This is a genomic window from Candidatus Poribacteria bacterium (assembly GCA_021295715.1).
GTDB lineage: Bacteria > Poribacteria > WGA-4E > WGA-4E > WGA-3G > WGA-3G.
The window spans coordinates 10,296-36,800 of the sequence record JAGWBV010000036.1; the positions used below are offsets into that span (position 1 = coordinate 10,296).

The 26,505-nt window shown below is 48.6% G+C and carries 18 protein-coding genes; 15 read left to right on the forward strand and 3 right to left on the reverse strand.

Features of this window, described 5'->3' with window-relative positions:
- Positions 1-188: hypothetical protein (locus tag J4G07_10590; GenBank protein ID MCE2414445.1), on the forward strand; the 188-nt coding region annotated here is incomplete at its 5' end.
- 42 nt (positions 189-230) lie between these two features.
- Here the strand turns inward: J4G07_10590 and bioF are convergent.
- On the reverse strand, positions 231-1,433 hold the full coding sequence (bioF, locus tag J4G07_10595) for an 8-amino-7-oxononanoate synthase (protein ID MCE2414446.1): 1,203 nt from the start codon (positions 1,431-1,433) through the stop codon (positions 231-233).
- Between the two features lie 126 nt (positions 1,434-1,559).
- Complete coding sequence (locus J4G07_10600; protein ID MCE2414447.1) at positions 1,560-2,474, reverse strand: sugar phosphate isomerase/epimerase; 915 nt, start codon at positions 2,472-2,474, stop codon at positions 1,560-1,562.
- Positions 2,475-2,765: 291 nt separating this feature from the next.
- On the opposite strand from J4G07_10600, the gene J4G07_10605 reads away from it, so the two are divergent.
- From J4G07_10605 to J4G07_10665, 13 genes are all read left to right on the forward strand, one after another.
- Positions 2,766-3,581: a phytanoyl-CoA dioxygenase family protein gene (locus J4G07_10605; GenBank protein MCE2414448.1), complete on the forward strand. Its 816-nt coding sequence runs from the start codon at positions 2,766-2,768 to the stop codon at positions 3,579-3,581.
- 12 nt (positions 3,582-3,593) lie between these two features.
- A complete protein-coding gene (locus J4G07_10610; protein MCE2414449.1) occupies positions 3,594-4,433 on the forward strand; it encodes a phytanoyl-CoA dioxygenase family protein in 840 nt (279 codons plus the stop codon).
- A 104-nt stretch (positions 4,434-4,537) separates the two neighbouring features.
- Positions 4,538-5,581, forward strand: a complete 1,044-nt coding sequence (locus tag J4G07_10615; protein ID MCE2414450.1) for a Gfo/Idh/MocA family oxidoreductase — start codon at positions 4,538-4,540, stop codon at positions 5,579-5,581.
- Between the two features lie 81 nt (positions 5,582-5,662).
- Positions 5,663-6,427 carry a class I SAM-dependent methyltransferase gene (locus tag J4G07_10620; protein ID MCE2414451.1) on the forward strand — a complete coding sequence of 255 codons (765 nt, stop codon included), beginning with the start codon at positions 5,663-5,665 and terminating at the stop codon, positions 6,425-6,427.
- A gap of 1,351 nt (positions 6,428-7,778) precedes the next feature.
- On the forward strand, positions 7,779-10,490 hold the full coding sequence (locus tag J4G07_10625; GenBank protein MCE2414452.1) for a DUF1553 domain-containing protein: 2,712 nt from the start codon (positions 7,779-7,781) through the stop codon (positions 10,488-10,490).
- A 134-nt stretch (positions 10,491-10,624) separates the two neighbouring features.
- Positions 10,625-12,130 (forward strand): DUF1501 domain-containing protein, encoded by a 1,506-nt coding sequence (locus J4G07_10630; GenBank protein MCE2414453.1) that lies wholly within the window; start codon positions 10,625-10,627, stop codon positions 12,128-12,130.
- Positions 12,131-12,250: 120 nt separating this feature from the next.
- Positions 12,251-13,447 carry a Gfo/Idh/MocA family oxidoreductase gene (locus tag J4G07_10635; GenBank protein ID MCE2414454.1) on the forward strand — a complete coding sequence of 399 codons (1,197 nt, stop codon included), beginning with the start codon at positions 12,251-12,253 and terminating at the stop codon, positions 13,445-13,447.
- A gap of 174 nt (positions 13,448-13,621) precedes the next feature.
- Complete coding sequence (locus J4G07_10640; GenBank protein ID MCE2414455.1) at positions 13,622-15,130, forward strand: AAA family ATPase; 1,509 nt, start codon at positions 13,622-13,624, stop codon at positions 15,128-15,130.
- A gap of 68 nt (positions 15,131-15,198) precedes the next feature.
- Positions 15,199-16,356, forward strand: coding sequence for a pentapeptide repeat-containing protein (locus J4G07_10645; GenBank protein ID MCE2414456.1), 1,158 nt, complete (start codon positions 15,199-15,201; stop codon positions 16,354-16,356).
- Between the two features lie 25 nt (positions 16,357-16,381).
- Positions 16,382-17,467 carry a hypothetical protein gene (locus J4G07_10650; GenBank protein ID MCE2414457.1) on the forward strand — a complete coding sequence of 362 codons (1,086 nt, stop codon included), beginning with the start codon at positions 16,382-16,384 and terminating at the stop codon, positions 17,465-17,467.
- Positions 17,468-17,620: 153 nt separating this feature from the next.
- Complete coding sequence (locus J4G07_10655) at positions 17,621-20,182, forward strand: caspase family protein (GenBank protein ID MCE2414458.1); 2,562 nt, start codon at positions 17,621-17,623, stop codon at positions 20,180-20,182.
- 37 nt (positions 20,183-20,219) lie between these two features.
- A complete protein-coding gene (locus J4G07_10660; GenBank protein ID MCE2414459.1) occupies positions 20,220-21,962 on the forward strand; it encodes a hypothetical protein in 1,743 nt (580 codons plus the stop codon).
- Positions 21,963-22,048: 86 nt separating this feature from the next.
- On the forward strand, positions 22,049-24,472 hold the full coding sequence (locus tag J4G07_10665; protein MCE2414460.1) for a tetratricopeptide repeat protein: 2,424 nt from the start codon (positions 22,049-22,051) through the stop codon (positions 24,470-24,472).
- A 233-nt stretch (positions 24,473-24,705) separates the two neighbouring features.
- Here J4G07_10665 and J4G07_10670 read toward each other — a convergent pair whose 3' ends face one another.
- Positions 24,706-25,221, reverse strand: coding sequence for a hypothetical protein (locus J4G07_10670; protein ID MCE2414461.1), 516 nt, complete (start codon positions 25,219-25,221; stop codon positions 24,706-24,708).
- Positions 25,222-25,456: 235 nt separating this feature from the next.
- On the opposite strand from J4G07_10670, the gene murB reads away from it, so the two are divergent.
- Positions 25,457-26,404 (forward strand): UDP-N-acetylmuramate dehydrogenase, encoded by a 948-nt coding sequence (murB, locus tag J4G07_10675; protein ID MCE2414462.1) that lies wholly within the window; start codon positions 25,457-25,459, stop codon positions 26,402-26,404.
- The last annotated feature ends 101 nt before the right edge of the window (positions 26,405-26,505 follow it).

Below are 26,505 nucleotides of genomic sequence, written 5' to 3' on the forward strand. Positions count from 1 at the left end.
GAGACACGGGACCTACAAAACGCAAAACAGTTATTGCTTTTTGCTACAGGAACAAGTCTTTAGGCTTGGGTACATTGACCTATCCGTGGTTAATTGGTGGACGAGGTGCCATGAAAGCACAGCATTTAAGTAGGTGTATAGGGTGTCAATTGTCTGAATCGCCGATTCTCACGGATGACCCGGATTAGAATGGATTTTGGGATTGCTGGGCGCGGCTTAAAATTGTTGCTTCAATGAAATTTGGTGGCAACCGTTGCGAATCCAGCGATTGCTTGCTTCATCTCGGCTTCTGTATGCGTTGCCATGACGGTGAGTCTTAATCGGCTCGTTTCTGCTGGCACAGCCGGTGGACGTATCGCTGGCGCGAATACCCCCTCTGTTAGGAGTGCTTCTGCCACATCTGTCGCCCGTTGTGGACCTCCTAATACTACTGGTAGGATTTGTGTCTCACCCGGCAATAGGGTATAGCCTAAATCAATCAAGGCAGTTTTGAGGCGTTCTGCATGTGAGGAGAGCCGTTGTTGTAATTCGGGCGTAGATCGGATGAGGTCAAGTGCGGCATTTGCAGCAGCCAACGTCGCCGGTGGAAGTCCAGTCGTGAAGATGAAGCCGCGCGCACGGTTGACGAGCAACTCGATCAGGGCATGGCTCCCCGCGATATACCCACCGAGTGCCCCCACCGCCTTACTGAGTGTACCCATCTGGATAATGCCTTCTCCTCGCAATCCGAAATGCGCAACGGTGCCGCTTCCGTTTTTCCCTAACACGCCAAACCCGTGTGCATCATCTACCATCACCATTGCATCGTGCGCTGCAGCGAGGTCGCAAATATCGGGTAAGGGAGCGATATCGCCGTCCATGCTGAAAACGCCATCTGTCACGATGAGTCGTCTCCGAAATGCAGTAGATTCTGATAGCAGGACTTTAAGGTGTTCTACATCACAATGCTGATAGACTTTTTTAGTGGCACGACTGAGACGACATCCGTCTATGATACTGGCATGGTTAAGCGCGTCGCTTAAAATGAGATCGCCTTCTCCCGCGAGCACGGGAATCACACTCGTATTGGCGGCATAGCCAGAACTGAAGACAAGTGCTGCTTCAGTTCCTTTTGCCTCCGCAAGATTCATTTCCAAAGTAGCGTAGAGTCCGCTATTCCCGGAAATGAGGCGCGAACCGCTTGCCCCTGTGCCAAAAGTCTGCGTCGCCTCAACAGCGGCAGCGATAACCTTCGGATGTGTGCTTAACCCCAAATAGTTGTTTGAACCGAGCAATACAACATCTCGTCCATCAAGATTAACTGTCCCTGTCGGGGCACTCATGACGGTCCGCAGATGCCGGAGTAAGTCCGCTTGCTCCAATGTTGCGCGTTCTGTGTCCAGCCAGTTTTCCAATTTACCTTGCGGTTCGGTCAGGTGAGTCTTAGATTTCATCTTCCTTTGCGCAGATCCGCCCTCCGCTTCGCATACGGGCTTAGTTTTTGATTCTATACTGTAGATATCGCTAAGCCAATGAAGTCAGGTATTGGAGTTCCCTCTACGAAACCTACAGCGTCAGATTTATCCTATGAACTGTCTCAGATAGACATGGCTTTGGCTTAAAGCGCGCTGCCGTGCCTCCAATGTTTCCTCATAAGCCCGATCCTCTACCTCAACACAGACGGCGCCTTCGTAGCCGGTATCGCTTAAGACAGAAAAGAAACCGCCCCAATCGACATCTCCCAATCCAGGCAGTTTCGGTGTATGATAGGACAAAGGCGTTGCGAGGATGCCCACCTCGTCCAGTTTTGCTCTGTCCAATCGAACGTCCTTTGCATGCACGTGGAAGATTCGATCCGCAAAGGTCACGAGCGGCTTCAGATAGTCCATCTGAAGCCATATAAAGTGTGAGGGATCAAAGTTGAGTCCGAAATTCGGGGAGGGAATCTCTTCAAACATCCGCTCCCAAACCGAGGGACAATAGGCGAGATTTTGTCCAGCGGGCCATTCGTCTTCGGTGAAAAACATCGGACAATTTTCAATCCCGATGCGGATACCGTGGTCGGCGGCGAATTGGATTAAAGGTTCCCACACCTGCTTGAAGCGATGCCAATTCTCATCTATCGTGCGTGTTTGATCTCTGCCGATAAAGGTATTCACGATGTTCACCGACAGACGTTCCGCTGTTAGAATCAGTTTTTTGAGATGTTCGCTATAGATAGCGGCTTCTGCCTCGTCAGATGTTAGTGGATTGGGATAGTAGCCCAACCCACTGATGGTTATTCCGGCATCCGAGACGCATTGTAAGATTTCATCCGCTTCTGTATCGGAAAGTTCTGCGACATCAACGTGTGTAACGCCAGCGTAGCGACGTTCCGCCTTTCCTTTGGGCCAACACATCAATTCAACGCAGTCATAACCAGTGTCTGCCGCGAACTGGACAACTTCTACCAATGTCTGCTCCGGCAAAATTGCGCTCACAAATCCGAGTTTCATACACAACCTCTGTTTCGTTTTTAGACATTTTACTATAGAAAGGGACAACATGCAAGTGTATATCAAGACTGTCCAGAAGCATTCCGTTTTCAGTCATCGGCAATTGGCAATCAGCCGTCAGCAAGATCGCGAGCATGAAGAAACACCCCAGCAAAAACACTCGCTCTTACAACAGAAGGCGCGCGTTTCAGAAAAAAGCATTTGACGAAAAATTGGAATCGTGTGTATAATTCACGCGCGAGTGCTCAGCGGACTTTCCAACATACATCAACTACAGATAGAGAGGAATACATGACACCCAAACAGCGATATCTTTTTGATTTAACGGGGTATATCCATCTCAAAAACGTCCTCAGCAATGAAGAACTACAAAACGCTCAGGATGCAGTCGAACGATGTGTTCAAACGCCGCAGGATGAACTCCCACCCGGTATTAGTTATGGCGGTGGCGGTTATTCCAACGGCTTTTCGTTCGACAAATCTCTTGAGGCACTCACACTTCATCCGAAAACATGGCCCATCGTGAAGGAACTTACCGATAATAAACCCCGCTTCAATCGAGGCAGCCTCGTTGCCAAAGGACCAGAGCACGATCAGATTATCGGCAAGTTGCACTGTGCTCGTGAAGATTGTGGATGGCAAACGCGCCGCCACGATGCCAAGAATGGACACATTCACTGCAACGACTTTGTCGTCTTTTTCTATTTCACCGATGTCTATCCGGGTGATGGCGGTTTAGTCGTGCTACCGGGTTCGCATAAAGCAAACTTTGAACGTCCGGAGGGACTCTTCTTCCCAGACCCAGAGGCTCCACCCGATGAACTCCATCCTGCCTTAGTTAACGTGACAGCACGCGCTGGCGATGCAATTGTCCTGTCCGAACTGCTGACACACGGGGTCCTCATCTGGAAACCGAAACAGCGGTATCGGCGGTTTATCATCTTGCGTTACAAAACACAGTTTTTCCAAGACGACAGGGGACCCAGGGATCCGTTCCCACCTGAAGTGATGGAACGACTCTCTCCTGAAACGCTTGAACTTGCACAATCCGCATCTTATACGCATATCAAGGATATTGTCAAAAGTGAACAAGTCCAGCTAACCTAACGGGAGTAAAAAATGACACCAGAACAACGCTATCTGTTCGACGTTACAGGCTATCTACACATCGAGGGTGCTGTCAAAGGCGATGCCCTAAAGGAAGCACAAGAGGCTGTGGATCGACATATCCACATGCCACTTGATGAACGCCCCGAAGGATTTACGACTCGCCCTCGCGACTTAGAACCCGGCAAAGGCGGAAGATATGAACACGGATTCGCCTTCGACCGGTGTCTTGAAGAGATGACGGTGCATCCGGCTATCTGGCCCCTTATTAAAGAGTTTACCTTCGACAAACCCCGGTTTGTCACCGGCACACTTACACTCGAACAGCACAACCCGGACAGGCAACCGATGGGAACAAATCCGGCAGGTTTGCACTGTGCACGTGAGGGACGCCAGTGGTCAACTCGCTACGAGGTACAGAACAGCCAAATCTACTGCAACGATTTCGTGGCGTTCTTCTATTTGACGGATGTGCAGCCCGGTGACGGCGGGCTTATTGTTATCCCGGGTTCGCATAAAAGCAAATTCGAGAGACCTGAAGACCTTCTCACCCCAGGCCCCGACGGCATTGACCCCGAAACCGATGATGTTTTCACCAATCTCACGCCTAAAGCGGGGGACTTTCTCGTCATCTCTGAACTGTTGACACACGGCGTTTTGCAGTGGAGACCTAAGGACCGCGATAGACGCTTCCTGATTCTCCGTTATCGTCCACAATACGATGGCAAGCAAAGTCTACCGGAGACAATCGTCAACCGGTTAACACCTGAAGTTCAGGAACTGGTGCAAACGGCATCGTATGGCCATACGAAAGAAATAGTCAAGCAAGATGTTGTTCAATTAACCAATTAGATGAGAGAAGCGGACGGAAGGTTGGAAGGTTAGGGGATTCGTCTTCCATTCTTCCAACAAACTTTCGGTTTGCAAGCGGAAACCCCGAAAACGGAGGAAATCCAATGGGAGCGAATCAATACCGTGTTTGCATTGTTGGCTGTGGTAGAATGGGCGGCACAATTGATGAAGAGGTCGGTGCGACACCGCACGGTGCGTTGCCCTACTCGCACGCCGCAGGGTATACCGCTTTTGAGCGGACAGACATTGTTGCCGCCGCGGATGTCGTCGAAGAGAAGGCACAATACGTCTGCAACAAATGGAATATTCCAAAGTACTATTTAGACTACCGCGAGATGATCGTCGAAGAGAAACCGGATATTGTCAGTATTGCTACACGTCCGGGTAATCATGCCGACATCACGCAATTTGCGGCAGAAAATGGCGCGAAGGGCATCTATTGTGACAAACCGCTTTGTGCTTCCATGGAAGAGGCAGATGCGATGGTAGAGGTATGCGAAAAACACAACATCAAGTTCAACCTCGGCACGCAGCGTCGTTTCACACCCGGATACATCAAAATGCGCGAGATTCTCGAAAGCGGCGAACTCGGGGAAAGACGGTCTATTATCGCCTATAGCGGCGGTGCTGCGCTTTGGGGATATACGCACGCCGCGGATATGCTTCTCTTTCTGGCAAGCGATTCCGCAATAGAATACGTGCAAGGCAACGTCGCTGTGGACGATGCTGACTTTGAGGATAACCGCACCGAAACCGATCCGGGTATTGTCATGGGATTTATCCGTTTTCAGAACGGTATTAACGGCATCAGCATTCCCGGGACGGCTTATGAATTTGAGGTGAATTGTAGCGAAGGGACAGTTCGTGCTCTCAATAATGGACTCGGCTTCTATCTCCGTAAACGACAAGGTGAGTTTAACGAGATTTTGGAAGCACCATTCCCACCCTATGAACGTAAGAGCGGCACCGTTGGTTGCATTGAGGATATCGTCGAGGCGATTGAGACCGATACCGAGACGCAAGGCAACATCCACCTCGCACACCGAAGCACCGAGATGGTCTTCGCAATCGTTGACTCACAACGGCAGCAGGGTGTTCGAGTGCCGATGCCGATGGAAAACCGGTCCCTCTATCTCGGAAGGTGGTGAACTGTCGTCTGAATCAGGATTTACAGGATTTGCGGATGGGCAGGATTACCAGTGTCCAATGAAAAATAGGGAGTCAAATTGATGCTAAGAAAAGTCGGAGAGTTTACTACGCATCCCTATCTGAAATTGCTGATTGTTAGCGTGGCTCTCCTACTGAGTCACGCCACAAATGCACAAAACACAGAGCGTCCAGCCAGCACACGCTATGAACAGCGAACACCGAGCCGAAACGGTATCGGCAAATTCTACATGGGACGCGAAATCTCACGCGTGATGGGGCATCAAGGTGCGGAATGGTTGGAACGTCCGGAACGCGAACACGAAGAGATGCCGACCCGTCTCGTCGAGTTACTGAAACTCAAAGAAGGGGATGTCGTCGCGGACATCGGTGTCGGTACGGGTTATATCGCTCGACGCATCTCCCCGAAAATCGGTGAGACAGGGACCATCTACGGCGTTGACATTCAGCAGGAGATGCTCGACCTACTTGATAAAAAGATGACGGAGGTAGGTATCACGAATGTCAAAGGGGTTTTGGGCACCATCACTGATCCAAAATTGCCGCCGGAATCCGTAGACTTGGCAATTATGGTGGATGTCTATCACGAGTTTTCGCATCCGTATGAGATGATGCAAAATATCTGTCGTGCGCTTAAAACGGGTGGCAGGGTCGTTTTTGTCGAATATCGAGCCGAAGACCGGAGTGTTCCGATCAAGCGTTTGCACAAGATGAGTGAGGTGCAGGTGATTAAGGAAGCGACACCTCATCCGCTGTCTTGGATAGAGACGCTTGATGACCTACCGTGGCAGCATGTTATTATTTTTGAGAAGATTGCGGCACAGTAGGACTTCTTTTTATAATTTACCATAAACAAGATCCTGACAATCAGGGCGGGAAATATTTGACAAAAACGCCACCTCATCGTAAAATTATAGGCAACTTGCTAAACCTTTTGACAATTTTTGCGTCACAATTGCCAATTCCACTATTTCCACTATAGCAAATTGCAGCTTCCGTTTTTTTAGTATAGGAAAGGAGCAAGCTGCATCCTAAAAGCTGAAAAGGGAGAGAATTCCTGTGAAAACTGCTAACAATACGATTCCATTATTGGTAACCCTGTTGGTGTGTTTTTGCCTTGTTGTGCTGGGGCTTTCCTCAGTATCTGCTGCGGAACAGAATGAATCCGCACAAACAACGGTTGACTACAACCTTGACATCCGCCCGATCCTTTCGGATAATTGCTATGCTTGCCACGGACCAGACGCGAAGAGTCGGCAAGCGAACCTACGGATTGATACGAAAGCCGGAGCGTTCTCTGAACCGAGCGGATATCCGGTCATCGTTCCGGGTAAACCGGAAGAGAGTGAACTTCATCTTCGTATTACCTCCAACGATGACCATTACCGAATGCCGCCAGCGGGTTTCAACAAGACACTGACACCAGAACAAATTGAAGCGATCACGCAGTGGATCCGCGAAGGTGCGAAATGGGAAGAACACTGGGCATTCACTACGCCAATCCGTCCAACGCCGCCTGATGTCAAGAATGGAGACTGGGTCCGAAACCCCATTGATGCGTTCATACTTTCACGTCTTGAAAAAGAGGGCTTAAAACCTGCAAACGAAGCCGATAAGCGGACACTCATCCGACGCTTAAGTCTTGATCTCACTGGCTTACCCCCGACGCGCGAGGAGGTCCATCAATTCCTCGCAGATGATTCACCCGACGCTTATGAAAAAGTTATTGATGCCTTCATGGCCAAACCGGAATACGGCGAACATCTCGGACGCTTCTGGTTAGATGTCGCACGGTACGGCGATACACACGGACTCCATTTAGATAACTACCGTGAAATGTGGCCCTACCGCGACTGGGTTATCGAGGCATTCAATGAAAATATGCCGTTCGACCAGTTTACGATCGAACAATTAGCGGGTGACCTCTTGCCGGAACCGACCCTTGAACAAAAGATCGCCACAGGTTTTAACCGATGCCATGTCACGACGAGTGAAGGCGGCTCAATTGATGAGGAATATTATGTCCAATACGCGATTGACAGAGCAGACACGACTTCGACTGTCTGGATGGGACTAACCGTCGGATGCGCGCAGTGTCACGATCACAAATACGATCCGATCACGCAGAAGGAATTCTATCAACTCTACGCCTATTTCAACAATATTACCGAAAATGCGATGGACGGCAATCGCAAGGACTCTCCCCCCGTTGTGAAGTTGCCGACTCCGGAGCAGGAATCCGAACTCGCCGCGTTTGATGAGCAGATTGCCGAACTGGATGCGCAGACGAAAGCACCTATCCTTGAAATAGATGCGACGCAAATCGCTTGGGAAAATAGGATACCGCGCTGGACAACGCTGAAACCGGCCTCGCTCTACTCAAAAGGCGGCGCAACTCTTGAAGTTTTAGAGGATAACTCTATCTTAGCCAGCGGCACCAATCCTGAGCAGGAAATCTACGAGGTCATTGCGGAACTGCCACCCGGAAACCAATGGAGTGCCGTTCGTTTAGAAGGTCTCACACATGAGTCTTTACCAAAAAGCGGGGTCGGTAGAAGTGATAACAGCAACGTTGTCTTGACCGACTTTGCGCTCTTCATCGCTCCATCCGTAGACGATAGCGAGGCACCCGTCGAACCGGAAACCACCGATACCGAGGTTAATGCTGAAACGCAAGCAGAGACCGGAAGCACCGTCGATGCTGAAACTGAAGCACAAGCAGAAAATACGACTGCCGTTGAGAGCAACACCGAAGTGCAAACGGACGGCGAATCCGCAGGCGAAGCGTGGGCAGAAGCAGAAAACGAAACTGAAAGCACCAGTCCCGATGACCCATGGACACCCATCCAAGTTGTGCATGCATGGGCAGACCACGAGCAAGCATTCGGGAAAAACAATCTCGACGGTGTTGTTGCAAATGCGATTGACGATAAACCGGAAACCGGATGGGCACTCGACAGAAGGCGCGAAAATCGGCAAGCCATTTTTCTCGTCGCTGCTCCGTTTGGAATGGAAGGTGGTCGATTGAAAATCCGCCTCAAACACGAATATGACTTGCGGCATAAGCAGCTTGGGCGATTCCGCCTCGCGCTTACAGATGCCACAACGATTTATCCTATCGGTTCCAAAATCACTTTAGGCGACTGGCACGCCGCTGGTCCCTTCACTGCCGAACACGGCAACCTTGCTTTTTACAAAGTCTACGAACCTGAAACGAAAGATGTCAAGACAGGCGATACATTTGAGGTGAATGGAAAAACGATCAAATGGGAAAAGCAGACGCATTGGGTCGACGAACAGGTGCATAACGACATCGTTGGTGAAAACAGTGCCACTTATCTTTTCCGAAACATCACCTCTGTTACACAACAGAAAGCACTCCTGTACATTGGGAGCAACGATGCGCTGAAGGTTTGGATGAACGGCACGGAACTCCTCGCCAAAAACGTTCAGCGGGATGCCGCCGCCGACCAAGAACAGGTGCAGGTCAATCTCAAGCCGGGTAACAATACGCTACTCCTGAAAGTCGTTAATTATTCGGGTCCCTCTGGTTTTTACTTCCGTATGGAAAGTGCGTCTCCGATGGTGCCAGCAGACATTGTCGATATCGCGGGGACACCTCGTGGCGAACGTGAAACTGCACAGACGGAACAGATCCGAGATTACTATCGGAAGAACATCACGTTAGATAAAACCGTCAACGAAAATGCTAAGCGCGCCTTCACGGATCTGAAAACGCTTTTTGCTGACTTATCGGAAGTTCAAGGAAAACGGAACACACTCGACGCATCACTCACGACGACCTTGGTCATGCAAGAGCGAGAGGAACCGAGAGGTGCATACGTCTTAACACGCGGAGAATACCAGCACCGAGCGGAACAGGTGTATCCGCAAACACCATCAGTGTTACCAGCGATGCCAGAAGATATAGCACCGAACCGTCTCGGCTTTGCGAAATGGCTGCTTTCACCGGAGCATCCGCTCACTTCCCGTGTCACGATTAATCGATTCTGGCAAAACGTCTTCGGGATGGGGATTGTGGAAACATCAGAAGATTTCGGGACACAAGGGAAACCGCCGGTGCATCCGGAACTTCTCGACTGGCTCGCGACTGAATTCATCACGTCTGGATGGGATGTGCAAGGCATGCTCAAATTGATGCTCACTTCGGCAACATACCGGCAGAGTGCACAGGTCACGCCCGAAAAATTGGAACGCGATGCGGATAACGCACTCCTCTCGCGAAGTCCAAGGTACCGACTTGATGCCGAAACCGTTCGAGATAACGCGCTCGCCCTCAGTGGCTTGCTGTATACTAAAATTGGCGGTCCGAGTGTTAAACCACCACAACCGGATGGACTCTGGAAAGCCGTCGGATTCACCGGATCTAATACGGACACATTTGTTAAAGATGCCGGTGCTGATAAGGTATACCGTCGGAGTCTCTATACATTCTGGAAACGGACCGCACCACCGCCACAGATGAACATCCTCGATGCTCCTTCGCGTGAAGCCTGTACAATCCGCCGTGAACGCACGAACACACCGATGCAGGCGTTAATGCTGATGAACGACCCGCAGTTCTTTGAAGCAGCGCGCGCGTTCGCGGAACGCACCATCAAGGAGGGAGGCGAAACACAGGAAGCACGTATCGCCTATATCTTTGAGGCGGCAACAGCTCGCCTTCCGAACCTGAAGGAGAAATCACTGCTGTTGGAGACGTTCCAAGCCCACTATGAGGAGTTGGAGGCGAACCCGGAAGCAGCGAAAGAACTGATTGCTGTTGGTGAATCGCCACCTGATGAAACCTTAGATGCAGTCGAAATTGCTGCATGGACAATGATTGCAAACCTGATTCTCAACCTGGACGAAGTCCTGAACAAAGGGTAGCGTAGCCGTCAGCCATCGGCTCTCGGCAGTCAGTGGTCCGCCAGAGCGGTTTTTGACAGAAAGTAATACGCAATCGCCGCACGCCGAAAACAGAAAGCCAATAGGCTGACAACTGCTAAGCAAGGAGATAGACAATGGACCCAATTAAGGAATATTTGAAGCTTGAAACCCGTCGCCAATTCTTTGGTAAATGTGCGTCAGGCCTCGGTGGTGCAGCACTCGCGACGCTGCTACCGAATGCCATTGTCAACGCGCTCGAAACGTCGGGGTCCCCGCTCGTTACTGGGGAGGGGGCGAAACCGAGATTTGGAGGTTTACCAGAGTTACCACACTTTGCTCCGAAAGCAAAACGCGCCATTTACCTATTCATGTCCGGTGCACCGTCCCAACTGGATCTCTACGACTATAAACCGAATATGGGGAAATGGTTCGATACGGATCTCCCAGAATCCGTCCGGATGGGTCAACGCCTCACAACGATGACCTCAGGGCAGGATAAATTCCCGATCGCACCGTCTATATTTGAATTCAAGAAGCATGATAACGGTGGTGACGGTGTATGGATTAGCGAACTGCTACCACATACCGGATCGGTGGCGAAAGACCTTGCAATTATCAAGACGGTACACACCGAGGCGATTAACCACGATCCCGCTATCACCTTCTTCTGTACCGGTGATGAAAGCCCCGGCAAACCGAGTCTTGGGGCATGGTTGAGTTATGGACTTGGTAGTGAAAACGAAAACTTGCCTGCGTTTATCGTGATGAACGCGACATGGAGCGGTCCAAAGGGAGCACAAGCACTTTATAATCGACTGTGGGGATCCGGTTTCCTCCCATCGGAACACCAAGGCGTGCTACTTCGGAGTCAAGGCGACCCCGTTCTGTTCCTTTCAAATCCGGAAGGTGTCAATGAAAAGACGAGAAAACAGATGTTAGATACCCTTGTTGAACTCAACAAGGAACTCTACGAAGAAATCGGTGATCCCGAGACGCATGCCCGTATCTCACAATACGAAATGGCGTTTCGTATGCAGACGAGTGTGCCTGAACTGACGGATTTGTCTCAGGAGCCCGATCACGTCTTAGAATTGTATGGACCTGAGGTGAAAACCCCGGGGACATTTGCCAACTGCTGTATCCTCGCCCGTCGGATGATGGAGCGCGATGTCCGTCTCGCTCAAGTCTTCCACCGAGGTTGGGATCAACACGGGGAGCTGCCCAAGAACATCCGCAATCAAGCTCGCGATATTGACCAGCCCTCGGCTGGACTCATCAAAGACTTAAAACAGCGCGGGATGCTCGATGAAACCTTAGTCGTCTGGGGCGGTGAATTTGGACGAACCGTCTACTGTCAAGGCACCCTCACGCCGGATAACTATGGACGTGACCATCATCCGAAATGCTTTACGCGCTGGATGGCTGGCGGCGGTATCAAAGGCGGTGTCGTCCTTGGCAAAACCGATGACTTCAGTTACAATATCGTCCGTGACCCTGTCCACGTTCGCGATATAAATGCTACGATTCTCCACCAACTCGGTATTGATCACGAGCGGTTAACCTTCAAGTTCCAAGGGCTTGACCATCGATTAACAGGCGTTGAGGAGAAGGCGCGTATTGTCAATCAGATTCTGGCATAACCTGAAACAGTCTTTTAGGCGCGCTTAAAAAGCGCGCCTATTTGTTGAGAAATTGTAGGCGCGTACTGGTGAGATTAGAGACCTCGCTTCTCAAGTACTCGATTAAAACTTCGGAACCGGATGAAAAAATTAAAAGCAGTTGTTGTTGGTGCTGGCTGGTCAGCCGAAGGGCACACGAAAGCGTTTCAACACTACGGTGTTGAAGTGCTGGCAATTTGTGCCCGAAAAATAGAGGTCGTGCAAAAAGTCGCCTCTCGATTAGGTGTCGCTGAGGCTTCAATCGATTGGCGTAAAAGCCTGTTGAAGCACAAACCGGATATCGTTGCCCTCACAACACCCGCGATCCTGCGGACCGAGGTTATCGAATTAGCAGTGGACCTCGGATGCCATATCATCAGCGAAAAACCGTTAGCACTCACCTCGGAAGAAGCAGGACACATCTACAATCTCATCAAAGACACAGGACTGAAGCACGGCTTCGCTGCAACACACCTGTATGATCCGAGTGTCGCTTATATGCGTCAGCTGCTAACGCAGGAAAAAGTCATCGGTGCGTTAAAAGAAATTGACATTGGATATAACCGTCGGATTACAAACGGGTCCTCCTCCGAGACGGTAAAACCGTGGAATTGGATGAACTCATTAGCACACGGCGGTGGTGTCCTGAACAATGGACTCACGCATCAACTCGGTATGCTGGAACGGATGACCGGCATGAAAGTCGTCTCCACCACAGGCGAAGCGAGAACCATCATCAGAGAAGCCCCGGTTGTGCCGGAAATTCGCGACTTTCGCGTGTGGGTCCGTAAAAAACTCACGGTTGAAGAGGCAGCTAAATTTGAGTGGCAGGTATGCGATGCAGAGGACAATTTCTCGGCACTTTTCTGGATGGCACCCGCCCCTATCAAGGCATCGGAGTCTTCACGGAAAATCTTGGTGACCCTGCGGACGCATCCGGGCGTGCCAACGCATACGCCTATCGGCGGTTGGTATTTCTACGGCAGTAATGGGACGCTTGTCGGGCAAGGCAGACATATTTTATCGCCGATTCTGCTGTATAATATGGACTCGGAAACTGCGCTGAAAAATATTGACGATACAGTCGAAGAATTGGCCGTGCCGAAGCAACTCACCGATGCGCTACCACGGATCGGTGACGATATCCAAAATAAATGGGTTGCGCTTGTTCGAGACTTTCTCGCGGATATTGAGAACCGTCCACACGAACCGTATCTGACCTTTCAAGATGGCTGGCGTTATCAAATCGCCATTGATGCAATCCGGACAAGCAAGGGATGGACACAGATCCCTTGCTAATCACTCGGCAGTCCTGCGATCACTCTGAAGTCGCCCGATCCCGATCATCGGGATGGGACACTTCAGTAGATCATCGTGATGGCGTGTGTCCGAAAGATTGCTTGTTATTCCCGCTTGGCAACCGACGCTTCAATCGGTTCACAAGCAACATTTTATCCCTTCCTCGGAGGCTCCATGCCTAAACTATTTGTCAAAAATTTCATAAATATCCGCGAAGCAGAAATCGATATGGATAAAACCTTGGTAGTTTTCATCGGCGAAACCGCCAGTGGGAAAAGTGTCCTCGCAAAACTGATCTACCTTTTTCAAGAGTTAATCCGCGACTTTCGCCAACACATCAGACACATTAATTCCTATCCACCAGAACACTTGAAAACACCAGGACAAGAATTGTCGACGGTATTTCGCACACAAATCGCCCGTAAATTCCGTGAGTTTTTTGGCGATGCCACAGGATTTCCAAAACTGAATAGTAGTCAGCAAGAGACTGGAATGGAAGAAAGGAAGGGTGGAAGAGAGGTGCCCCATCCTTCCAGCCATCCGTCCTTCCAGCCAAATGCCGATAGCCGCTTTGAAATCATTTACCATTATACAGATGAAAGTGCCATCAGACTGACGTTAACGGATGAGAAATCGCTCCATATCGAATTACCCGCTGTTATGGACGATGTTGAAGACCTCTGTTACAACTTATTAGAGAAGCTAAAAAGCGTTGACATAAAACAGCCCGACAGTGCGGCAACGGAATCTGACTCCCCGAAAGAAACAGGTGCATCCTCAGAAGGTAACCGTGATATCAATAAAAATACCGATCAATTCCATTATATTTTGAATATGGCGATCGGAATGAGTGAGATCACGGAGAAATTAGCCGGTAAACATCGTGACAGTCTCTTCATCCCTGCAGATAGGAATATTGCTGCCAACTACCCAGATGCCCTTAAAAGAATCTTCTATGGTGGCATAAAAAGCGACCTCCATACGCGCGCTGCAACCCGTTCACGTGCCAATCTCCATCTCATCGCACGCTTTTTGGAGAAAAATGAAGAATTCCTTGATACCTTTAGCACACAGAACTTTCGGAACCTTTTTGACGAAAGACTTGAGGAAGAATCAAAAGAAGTCGATAAACCGATAATGGAATTCCTACTCAAGAAAATTTCCCTCATTTTAAACGGCGAATACGAAACAATAGACAAAATTTCTCAATCCCGACTCTTTTCGCACCCAACCGGTGAGAACACAACGTTTTTAGAAAACGCATCAACCGGGCAGCAAAATCTCATTCGCATCCTACAAGACGCCTTCATGAGTATGCTTTACAATGAAATGATTTTTCGCGTGATTGAGGAACCTGAAGCACACCTGCATCCAACAACCCAGAAACACCTCATGCATATCATCGCCCTGATGCGAAATCACATTGATAGCCAGATCGTTATAACAACCCATAGTCCGTATTTTTTGACGGTGCTTAAAAACCTCCTAACCGCCGGGCGACGGTCAAAGAAAAATCCGAAAGCTGCTGCTGAAATGGAGGCGCGTGTCCCGAAGTTATGTTGGTTAGTGCCTGAAGATGTAGAAGTTTATCATCTTAGAGATGGAAGAAGCCATCCTATTGTCCAACCGAAAAGGAAGTCGATTCTTCAGAATCCACTTGCTGACCTTCTCTCAGATATTTAATAAGCGCATCCCCTTCGCTCTATTATATCCATTATATAGAAAATAAAAATCAAGGTAAAAAAAGACAGATGTACGAGAAACACGGAGAAACAATCAAAGCACAGACCTTCCTTGACGCATTACAAAGTGATGCCGTATCCGTTACCTTCACGAATTGCACGATCGAAGGGGTTGTCGACCCGTTTTCTATCGAATTGAAACGAGACGAAAATGACCGGATACTCCTGAATAAGAAACTCTCCTGCATCGGATGTACGTTTAAAAGCATCGTCAACTTCCGGACAGTCGTCTTCCAACAAGAGGTGGATTTTCGGCGCACCCTTTTTGAGGCAGATATTGACTTCGATGAGGCGATTTTACACGGTCCTTGCGCATTCCGTGAAGCCATCTTCCAAAGGCGTGCCGATTTTCACAGCGCGATCTTTCACAGGAGTGCCAGTTTTTGGCGGGCGCGATTTTATAGCGTCGCCGATTTTCACAGAGTTCAATTCCGTGAAAACGCAGTTTTTCATGAGGCTAACTTCCTCACTGAAGTCAATTTTCGTCGCGTGCTGTTCCACGGCATCCTTGACTGCACAGGAACATGGTTCCCTGAAACAACAGCGTTCAACAACGCCACATTTATCGGGACTGCCAACTTTACCACCGCACAGTTTGTCTCTGTCGCTGCCTTTGGCGACGTTAAATACATCCAAGACACACTTTTCCACGCCGTGAAAGCCAAACTCAGCAGAAAACAGCACTGTCCCACTGAATTTTACTTAGATAGCCGACACATAGACGAGGTCTCAAGCCCTTTTTTCAAAAGGTACGTCGCGGATCAGCAGTTCATACGTGCGTTCAATCAGGAAAATTCGATATTGGCAAAGTTATGGCGATGGAGTTCCGACTATGGTCGGAGTTTGGTACTCTGGGCGTTCTGGTCTCTTTTCTTTGCGTTTCTATTCGCGCTTGCGTATATGCCGCTTCCGACGTGGCTGCCGCCTTGGATGCAAAATTGGACACCTCGTTTTCATCAATCGACGGGTGCCTACAGCGGTGAACCGTTAACGTTTTGGAACTGCTTCTATTTCAGCATTGTTACCTTCACGACACTCGGTTTTGGAGACATCGTTGCGGACAACCCTGCTGCACGTCTTTTCGTTACACTGGAAGTTATTTTCGGGTATATGATGTTAGGCGGATTAATCAGTATCTTCTCAAACAAACTGGCGAGTCGGAGTTAATCTACTGCGGAAAAAGGAGGTGTTTATGAAGCAAAATTTAGCCGCGCTCGCGGTTACAGTATTAATGTTAATGAACATTACGGGATGCTCGGTAGTTCGGTTCGCAGAAACCCGGATGGGATACGGGCTCAAGAAAGCCAATAAAACGCGTATGGATTTGGACTTCCAACTCGGATTTAACGCAACAGATCGCAGTCTCAGGATAACCTTAGAACACCAGCCTTATGCCATATACAAACCTCGGATAACCCTCACTGATCTTGGTGTAGGTCTCGCCTCCTTGGGACTTCTGGGGAAAGTGCTCTACGACAATTGGGATCATGACTATACATTTACCTTTGTAGATGATACGTTTGACTGGTACGGTTCTGAACCTTGGGAAAAAGCGGTGATGATTGGAGTGCCAGCGGACATCCTGCTTTATTGGGCTTTCTCGTACCCGTTTGATCGGAAAGCGGTGAAAATCCAAAGAGAATCTTTGACAGATCATCCATACCGCATTGAACTCCCAGATCATGGTAATATTGGCAGAAACTACCGCACAACAACCGGTACTGAGCAGATTTACATCAGAAATTTTCTGTCCGAAATCGGAAATCCATCCTTTCTTAAAGACATTGAATCACTTAAGTTTCAGGCTTTTACGGAGGTTGGTGGAAAGCAGCACAACAAAGACCACACAGTTTCGGGAATCATTGTACCGAATTCGGATTCTCCGTCTCCACCAGTTCCGCAACCCGACCCTGAGCCAGATCCTGTCCCTGAACCCGCCCCCGATCCGGTCCCTATACCACAAGTTGAAGTAAATGCACAGTGGGTTAAAGATCGTTTGCGCGCGGGTGAAAGAGCAATATTGAAAATTACTGTGAGAAATACCGGTAAAAACACACTTACAGAATTTACCGTCACAACGGCCAGTCCCACTCCTCATTTCAGCAATTGGGAGATAAAATTCGGGAACATTACGTCCGGGACATCAGAAACAAGAGCATTAGGTTTCAGCTCAGATCCAGAGATGACTCCCCAAGATGTGCCTGTTACTCTCCATTTTGAAGAAGCCAATGGTATTGTTCACCAAGCAATTGAGAGAATACTACATATCATAGAATAATATATCCTACGCGCGAAAAGACTTGATTTATTCCTCCTTTTATGTATAATTATCGTGGGCAACGCGAAATTTGCCTATAATGAACCATCCCTTGATGTGCTACAGGGGTAACCTGTCCAACATATCAGTTAATAGTAGAAACACATTCATCAGATGAAACGCAAGATTTTCCTTTTTAATGTGACGCTCCTAGTGTACCTGGCAAGTCTAACTGTTTCAGAGGGACAGGTGACCACCGACAGTCTCCCCAATGGAGTGATCGAACGACTTAGCCCCGGTGCTTCGGTGTACACAGTCACATTTTCACCCGATGGGAAACTTCTCGCGAGTGGCGGTGATGATAACACTGTCATATTGTGGGATGTTGCTGACTGGAGCGAACGTGAGGCTTTCATACAACACAGCAAGGCGGTAACATCGGTTGCGTTCTCGCCCGATGGGAAACTTCTCGCCTCAGCAAGCCTTGATGGCTATGTGAGACTGTGGCACGTTTCTGCTGAAGGTAGACGCATCTCTCTTCGACACGGCAGTTGGGTGGAGTCAGTTGCATTCTCCCCCGATGGGAAAACACTTGTTAGCGGTGGTGAAGATCAAGAGGGTTCTGTTATATTATGGGATGTCCGTCAAAAACGCGATATCGCCACTTTCTCCGGACATGGTGGTCTTGTAGAATCCGTTTCATTTTCGCCAGACGGTCAAATGCTAGCCTCGTCGGCTCGTGATAATACCATTAAACTTTGGGACATCGAGGGTGAGCGCATACACGAAACTCTTTCTGGACACAGCAGTGTCGTTCACGCTGTTGCATTTTCACCCAATGGCGAGACGCTTGCGAGCAGCAGCCGTGATAACACCATAAAACTCTGGCAGGTCTCTTCTGGAGAAAACCTTGCTACCTTTGAAATTCAGAACAACCTCTATGTCTATGCCGAATCCATTGCGTTTTCACCTGATGGACAGTTACTTGCCGCCGCTTGTGTTGACTACACCGTTAAACTGTGGGATGTTGTCAAACACCGCGAAGTCGCTACACTCACGGGACATCACGGTGGCGTAACTTCTGTTGCGTTTTCGCCCGATGGGAGGACGCTTGCCAGCGGTAGCAGGGACCGCACCGTCTTACTCTGGAATCTCTCCCACTTCGGGTTTAAGTCACATCTTCAAGATAGCACGCCGCCTGAAATTGTTATCTATTCACCTATGGAACGTACCGTGAACTCGACTGTCAGAGAAGTTCCGGTTAAAGTCAACGTCACTGATGACAGCAGAATTGCCGATGTTTGGATCAATGGTAGAGAAGCATCTGTTTTAGAGGTGGGCATATTCAATGGAACGGTTCCACTGAATCACGGTAAAAACGAAATCCGTATTATTGCAACAGATGTACACCGTAATATGGGGACGCACCAATTCACCATCGTTCGTGAAAAAACTAATCCCCCCATTGACCCAACACCGCCTGAGATTGTTATTCATGCTCCGATATCGAACCCCGCCTACGTAACTACCGATCAATTCACTGTTGAAGGCAGTGTCATTGATGACAGAGGTATTGCCGAAGTTTGGGTCAATGATGTGAAAGTAGTAGTTTCGGAGACAGGCGAATTCACTGCAACGACCCTACTCGATTTTGGCGAAAACGAGATTCATGTCACCGCAACTGACACACGAGATAACATAGATACGGATGTCCTCATCGTTCACCGGGAAGATACCGAGGGGCCCGAGATTCAAATCATATCTCCGGAGCACAGCGACCAACGTGGGTTTCAACCCACAATCAATTCATCAAACGAGTCCGTCCTTGTTTCAGGTATAGTTACCGATCCGAGTGGGGTTTCTGAAGTCAAGGTGAACGGCATAGGAGTAGCGGTTAAGGAAGATAAGTTTGAAACAACAGTCTCATTGACTCCCGGTAACAACCTCATCCGAGTGGCAGCAACAGACACGTGGGGCAATCAGTCAGTTAAGGAAATAACTGTTCACCCACCACCACCAATTCGAAAAAATTACGCGTTGCTATTCGCTGTGGATACCTATGATCACTGGCCCAAACTCCGATATCCGCTTGTTGATGCGATAAACATCGGTCGAGATTTAGAAGACATCTACGGTTTTGAAGTTGAATTGATTCAAAATCCAACGAAGACAGATATTCTTCGTGTCCTACATAAATATGCCCAGAAGGAATACACACCGGAAGACCAATTGCTGATCTTTTTTGCTGGACATGGAGACTTTAATAATAATATGGGCTATCTCGTTTCTCAAGATACAAAAAATCCTGAAGATGATAGTATCAGAGAAGGTTACCTCTCTCACTCCTATTTCCGAGATTTCATTGACAGGATGGCATGTAAACACATTCTTCTGGTGTTGGACACCTGTTACAGCGGGACGTTTGATGAACGGCTCGCCATGCGTGGTGAAGGAGAAGACGCGTTTCGTTCTCTATCACAAGCAGACGTTAAACGGATATTGACATATACGACTCGCTGGTACTTGACCTCAGGGGCTAATGAACGAGTTCCCGACTATTCGTTGTTTATTCGTGCGTTTCTTGAAGCTTTACGAAGCCAAGGCGGTCGCGACAACATCCTCACCATAAAGGAAATTTTAACTTATCTTGAGGGGCTCAGTACCCCAACCCCATGTTTCGATGAATTTGGTCGGAATGAGGGAGGGAGTGATTTCCTATTCATCGCAACAGAATGAAACAACCCATTCTCAATAAGAAAGGAACACTTAAGCCATGCGAAACATATTCGTTTTTTCTCTAATTGTGTGCATAACAATCGGCTGCGCCGCACCTGAACTGATGGAAAACACAGATTTTCGCGCGATAAACTACGCCAATGCCTCAGAGTCCGATCCTTTGCCCGGTTGGGTTTTGTCTGAAGTAAAGAAATATCCAATTGAGACCTTTCTTTTTGAGATAGGATGGAGTCATGGAACCGAAAAAGGAGCCTTTGAAAATGCGTTAGCGGAGGCACGGAATAGAATTGCTACTAGGATTCTCAAGAAGGTACGGTATATCGTTCTCTCAAATGATTCGGCACAATACGATATGGTCCGTGAACACTACAGTGCAGTATTGGAACATTATTGCTTAGAATCTCGAGAACTCCCTGCTTTACAACTCGGTGGACTTAGCGAACGGAATCTGTCTGTTGATGCAGCGCGGACAGATCAACATACGTACGCTCTTGTTTACGTCAAACGGGACGAACTTAAGCAACTCTATGCTAAGCAGGAAGAGAAACTGCACCGAGAGATTAACCGTATCCTTGAAACAGCCCAAAATGCCGAGAATGCGTTAGAGATAAAAGACGCGGCAAAGATATACTTGCAAACCTATCCACTTTACGAGGCACTGAAAGAGACAGAGATTATCCAAATTGGAGCTGAATACGAGCCTAATTTTAGCGATGCCCTCACGCGATTGGAAAATTTTGCAAGAAATACCAGCGGCGGAGACGCACTAATGAAGTCACATAGGCAGGTGATTAAGCGTGTTAAAGAACTCGATCCGAAAGTTATTGCCAGTCTTGTAGACGTTGCCGGGACCATTAGATCACAATTTGAGATCCAGCAGATTGGCTCACTTAGTGGCCAAGTTCAGCTTGAACCACTTACCTATAGACACGATGGGTTAATCTGTCACTTTTCCCTTGATTTTAGTAACGCCATACAGAAGCAATTTAAATGGCACTTCGTCCATCGCAAGCGTGGTTTCAAGCGGAAAAACTTCAACATTAACATGACCGATCAAGGAGAGCGATATCGATTTTCTGGTTCGTGTTGGCAAAACGGGGACGAAATTACAATTCGGGAAACATTGCGCGATCTGCATACTGGTGAATTTCTGGCAAGCAGTGTAGTGAGTTTTTTGAATTCACAACTCCGCCCACCAATTGTCCTCACCCCTCCTAATTATGAGGAGTTCAGCGAATACAAGAAACCTTTCAAGCCTCAATATATTGTGCAGGATTCAAATTCAAGGAAGCCAAAGAATTCTGAACCCCCTATGTATCAGCCTTCCACCGTTGGTGGCTTAGAGGTCGATGTATGGACAGACAGAGGGCGGGATCCCGTGTATTATATTAGAGGCGAAACGATGAAAGTTTTCGGGCGCGTGAATCAACCCGCCTACCTCCGGTTGCTCTATATTCTTGCTGATAGGAAATACACGCTTCTCCAAGGCAACTACTATATTGATCCATCCCGGGTCAATACCGATGTAGAGATTGGCGAGTTTGTGTGCGCTCCACCGTTTGGTGCGGAAATTTTGATTGTTGCGGCGCGGACAGAGAAGTTCCCACCCATTCAGACTTATGAGGAAAATGGGTACTTCTTCTTAGTAGATCAAGACCCAGAATCGGCTGCTCGGAATTTCCGTGGGATGAAGGCGATACATGGCAATAATGATCAACAGCAATCATCGAGCTTTCATCACAACGAAGCACAGGTCGTGGTGGTGACAATGGAAAAATGAGGCGAAAGACATCAATAGGGCAAGTTTTTGATTAAAGACGCTTGCCCTATTGTCCTTTATATGAACCGACAATAAAGAGTATCCCTGTGAAAATCAGAACTTTACAAATCTATCTTGTTATTACCCTAATAGTTTTTGCTTTTATACTTCTCAATACCGCAACAGCGCTGGAAGACTCCCACTCGGAGAACGCGGACTATTTTGACTACATTACGCTTTTCTCTCAGGGACGGATCACGCGTTTTACAGAGATGCCGATCCGGGTATACATCTCCCCTGTTCTGAAAGAGAGTCCGTATCTACCTGAAATCCGATACGCGATGCAAACATGGCACACCGTCAGTGAAGGCAACGTCCATTTTGAAGAAACTGAAACACCTCAGAACGCAGATATCCGTGTGAGTTGGGGCTACACCGGTCTCCTCGCCGATTTCCAAGATACGAGACTCGGCAGTGCAGAGTTAACACGCCTCAAAGATAACGTCCAAATCGGCACCTTTTCTAACGGATTAGAAGTAGGTTCTGCCACTGCAGTTGAAGACCGATCAACCGAAACAGGACACGAGATCAGTTTTACAGTAGAAGTTATCCTCATGTTAGAAGGTTACGGAACTGTCGGGGAACTGTCCCAGGAAGAGATGCGAACAGTTTGCGTCCACGAATTCGGACACGCAATCGGCTTGTGGGGACACAGTCCGCATCCGGGAGACATCTGTTATCCGACAGCAACGGCACAACAGCCATCTGCGCGCGATATAGCGACGCTACGTAAACTCTATAACACACCGCTTAATACACCACAACACGAGGTCGCTATCAAGGTCCTGAAAACCGAGATTGAACAGAAACCGTATTCCGATCCTCAAACACAACTGCGGGCACACTATCTACTCGGAGCCATCTACTTCGACAAAGGTGATACCGTATCTGCAATCGACAGTTTTCAAACTTGTAGGCGGTTAGACGCCAAGTTTCGACCTGCCATAGAAAAACTGATCCAAACTTACCATGAAACAGGCGAAACACATGAAGCGATCAGTCTTCTTGAGAAACGGATAACCCAGAAACCGTCGCCAGCGGATTACAACACGCTCGGTATCTTCTATTACGAGAAAAAAAATGCTGAGAAAGCGATCCAAGCGTTTGAAAAAGCACTTCACATCGCACCGTATCACAAAGCCGCACGGCGAAATCTACATCAACTCCTCCGAGCCAAAGGATTCAAAGCACTGGCATCAAAAGATTTTGAGACCGCCGCCACCGCATTTGAAAGGGTGCTACAGATGGAACCTCTTGACGCGCCTACCTATCAACTCATGGGCAACGGATACGCCCAAGCGGGTCAATTTGAAAAGGCTATCGGCTACTATCAGAAAGCGATCGACCTTAATCCCGTCGATGCCCTGACACAGCAAAACTTTGCACACTGCTATAACAATTACGGTGTATCGCTACGAAACCGTGGAAAATGGGACGAAGCGATCGATGCTTATCGTAAAGCTTTACGACTGATGCCGACGCTCCAAATCGCTCGAACTAACCTAAGCGACGCATTTACCCGAAAGGCGAACGCACATAGTGAAGCAGACGAATTAGATGAAGCCGTGGTGGCGTATCTCGAACTACAGAAACTCCATCCAAACGAAATGCATATCCGTAATTTGCTTGGAGAATTATATCTGAAAAAAGGCGACTATGCCGATGCGTTGTCGGTATTTCAGCACGTTTATAACGTCAATCCTAATGCTGATCACGCCTTACATAACCTCATTGCAGCCTATCATCACTATGCGCGAAGCCTCAGCGATGCGGGAGAGTACACAACAGCGATCCAACTGCTTGAAGAGGCACTCCGTCTTACACCTACGGATCTGAATTTAAGGTTGAGCCTGGCGAACGCATACCAAGGTGCTGAAGACTATGAACGTGCTGCTACGGAAATATCGCGCGTTTTGGCACAATCACCAGAAAATCTACAGGCAAAAGAGGAACAGATTAACCTGAAAATCCGACGTGGTAACGCGCTCATGCGGCAACGGCAGTACACTGACGCACTCGCTGAATTTGAGGCGATTCCCGCATCTGCGCGCGACATTGAGATTTACAACACTATCGGTTACTTACACCTTGTGGAAGGTGAACATACGAAAGCGTTCGCTGGCTTTGAAACCGTCCTGCGGAAAGACCCGATTAACATGCCTGCCTTCAGGAATCTGCTGTCGTTAGAATCCCAGTTGATTCGCGAACGTGGCAATAAAATGAGAGAGGATACTCTCGTCGAGGTCCGATGCCTCCTTGCTATCGCCTTGATGCATCGAAAACAGACATCTGCAGCGGTCGAAAAATATCAACTCGCGCTGAATTCTGTCAAAAGATCTGGCACCTCTGAAGAGACGGATTCACGCGTTATTGAGACGGGTAGACACCTCGCCAAGTGGTTCCAGCAACACGGGGACGCTGAAAATCGAGAAATGATTCTCGATTGGGTCGAAGAGCACAGCGGTAACTGATTATTCTGAACGTCCATACACGTCGATCCTGTCTGAAACCATACGCGTCAACTCAAGAAAAGTAGAAATCTAAAGCACTCTATAAAGTGTTGGGTTACAAATCTCTCCCACAAAAGATAAGCCTACCGACTCAATTCTGCTCGCAAACAGCGGCTTAAAAGTAGAAAGGTCGGGCGAGAGCCCGACCTAATGTATAATAACGAATGAGACGTGTGTTTACTACCGTGCGACAATTACTGGGTGCCGCCACCGCGACGACCACCTTCACCACGCCAACGGTTCATACGAGTCTGCTGTTCCATCTGACGCTTTTTCGTCAATTCGTTGAGTTTGGTCATCTGTTCTTCGGTCAATACCTCTTTGAGGTTCGTTTGGAACTCTTTACCGACGGTTGCCGCAAAACTTTGCATCTCCGCCATAGCAGTTCCCATGTCACCGGATGCCTGTGCCTCTTTCATTTTCGCTTGAAATTTATCGCGAACCATCTGATAAACAGGACGTGCCTTCACAAGTGTCTCATCATCAACTTTCAGAGTGAAGGTCAAATCGACCCAAGAATCATCAACCAAAGAAGCGGGGTTCATCATTCCCGTCATTCCCCTGCCGCCTCGGTCGCCGCCCTGACGGTTTCCACGTTGACCTTGTGCGTCCCGGTTGGGTCGTTGTGCTGACGTTGCATGTTCAAAAACAAACAAACCTACGATTGCGATAACTGCGATTGCACTGATTGTCAAAAATTTCTGCTTCATTTTTATTTCTCCTATTGGAATTTTGATTTTGTGAATGCCTCCAATACTTTTTGAAAGGCGTTCACAATTTGGTTCTGCCTTTTTAGTCAAATCTGTTCGGAAAAGGTTCGTTTTTATTTTCTCTGGGTTGCTGAAAATAGTGTCAAACCGAAAACCAAATATCCGTAATCCAACGCCTCCGCGCTGTTGACACCTTCCAATATGCATGCTATAATAGAGAGAAAGGGAGCACAAAATGGATTGGAAAGATACACTGTTGAACATGGTAAAAGACTCGGGAAATCCGCAGAAAAGACCCAAGCAAAAACCCCAAGCAAAAACACTTCGGTTTGGGGAACCCCTTGCAAAGCATACCTACTTCGGCATCGGTGGCGAAGCCGCTGCTTACATTGAAGTCAGTACAGTAGCAGAATTGGCAGCAGTGGCACGTTTTCATCGGCAGTGGGATGTCCCAGTCGCAATTATTGGTCGTGGCTCAAACCTGTTGGTAAGCGATGCCGGCTTCAATGGCATCGGTGTCAGGTTAGTCGGTGAGTTAGCGAAACTGGAGGTCGATGGGAACATCGTTTTGGTCGGCGCGGGTCTCTCACTACCGCGACTCTCAAAAGTGATGTCGCGACAGGGGCTGAGCGGTGTGGAGTTTGCGCTCGGCATCCCCGGTTCCGTTGGCGGTGCCCTGATTATGAACGCTGGCGCATGGGGGAGTAGTTTTGGAGATGTCGTCACAGATGTCACAGTCATGAACGACATCGGTGAACTCGTCAACTTAACCCACACTGAGGCAAAATTTGAATACCGACGCAGCGGTTTGGATGCCTATTTTTGTGTCACAGGTGCGACGCTGAAACTCGAATCCGGGGACGCTGACGCGATCACGGCACGGATGCAAGCGTTTTACAAGCAGAAAGTTGAAACACAACCCTTCGCCGAAGAGAACGCGGGATGCATGTTCAAAAATCCACCCGGGGATTCCGCGGGACGGTTGATCGACATCAGCGGCTTGAAAGGTCACCGTATTGGTGGTGCAGAGGTGTCCACGGTACACGGAAATTTCATTCTCAATATCGACAATGCGACAGCGGCGGATGTGTTGGATTTGGTCGCCTACATCCAAGAACAGGTGCGTGAAAAGACAGGAATCTCCTTACAAACAGAGGTAAAACGGTTGGGATTCGACGACTAATCAGCCACTTCGCTGAGAATCCGGTGCGGTTTCTAACCGCACCATAGGTGTCAATTTAGGGAGTTTTCAGTAGCCTCTTTGAGTTTGCGAAAGGTAGTATT